General features: G+C 73.0%; 1 protein-coding gene. It reads right to left on the minus strand.

Annotated elements, in window-relative coordinates:
- A partial coding sequence (locus AB0G02_RS41335) for a cysteine synthase family protein (RefSeq protein ID WP_360806365.1) occupies positions 1-1,052 on the minus strand: 1,052 nt, incomplete at its 3' end.
- Positions 1,053-1,175 lie beyond the last annotated feature (123 nt).

Raw genomic sequence — 1,175 nt, forward strand, 5'->3', positions numbered from 1 at the left:
TGCCGGTCGAGGTCCGCGCCGGACCTGCTCGCCGCGCGCGTGTTCACCGCGCGCGACCACCGGGTGACCTCGGTGCCGTAGTCGACCTGCTCGGGCGCGTCGGCTACCGCCAGGTCGGTCAGGTCGGCGGACTCCCAGAACTCGTCGCTGTAGACGGTGTCGGCGTAGCGGTCGCCGCGGTCGGGGAAGATGCCGACGACCTTCGTGCCGGGCTCGGCGCGGGAGGCCACGTCGGTGAGCACCCGGTAGACCGAGCCGGACGTGTTGCCGGCGAAGATCTGCTGCTCCGCCGCCAGCGCCCGGGTCGCCGCGAACGCCTCGTGGTCGTTGAGCCAGTGCACCTCGTCGACCAGCGTGCGGTCGAGGTTCTTCGGCAGCAGGCTGTTGCCCAGGCCGCTCTGCAACCGGCGCGGCTCGTCGGGCTGGTCGAACAGGGCGCTGCCGACGCAGTCCACGCCCACCACGTGCAGGTCGGGCAGGCTCTCCCGCAGGGCGCGGGACGTGCCGCACAGCGAACCGCCGCTGCCCACCGAGCCGACCAGCACGTCGATCGGGCCCAGGTCGTCGAGCACCTCGCGGGCGAGTTGGCGGTACGCGCCGGGGTTGTCGGGGTTGCTGTACTGCTGCGGCCAGAACGCGCCGGGCAGGTCGGCCATCAGCTGTTCCAGCCGCTCCAGGCGCGCGCTCTGCCAGCCGTGCGAGGTCATCGCGTCCACGACGTGCACCTGGCAGCCGAGGGCGCGCAGCTTGGCCAGCGTCATCCGGTCGATCCGCGGGTCGGTGACGATGTGCACCGGGTGGCCGAGCGAGGTGCCGACCAGCGCCACGCCGAGCGCCATCGTGCCGGACGAGCTCTCCACGATGTGCGCGCCGTCGACCAGCGCGCCCACCCGCTTGGCTTCGAGGATGATGTTGGCGGCCACGCGGTCCTTCATCCCGAACAGGTTCTGCAGTTCGAGCTTCGCGTAGACCTCGACCCCTTCGGCCGCGGGCACGCGCAGGCGCACCAGCGGCGTGTGGCCGATCGCGTCGGTGATGTCGTCGAAGATCATGGTCGGCTCCCCCGCCACCCGGTGTCCCGCACGCCGTCGAGCCGAGCGCGCCGCGCCGCCCACTCGCCGGCCAGCTCCGCGTGCTCCGCGGCCTGCGCGTCGAGCTCGGCCGCGACCGCGTCC

It is taken from the genome of Actinosynnema sp. NPDC023658, from assembly GCF_040639995.1.
In the GTDB taxonomy this organism is placed as follows: domain Bacteria; phylum Actinomycetota; class Actinomycetes; order Mycobacteriales; family Pseudonocardiaceae; genus Actinosynnema.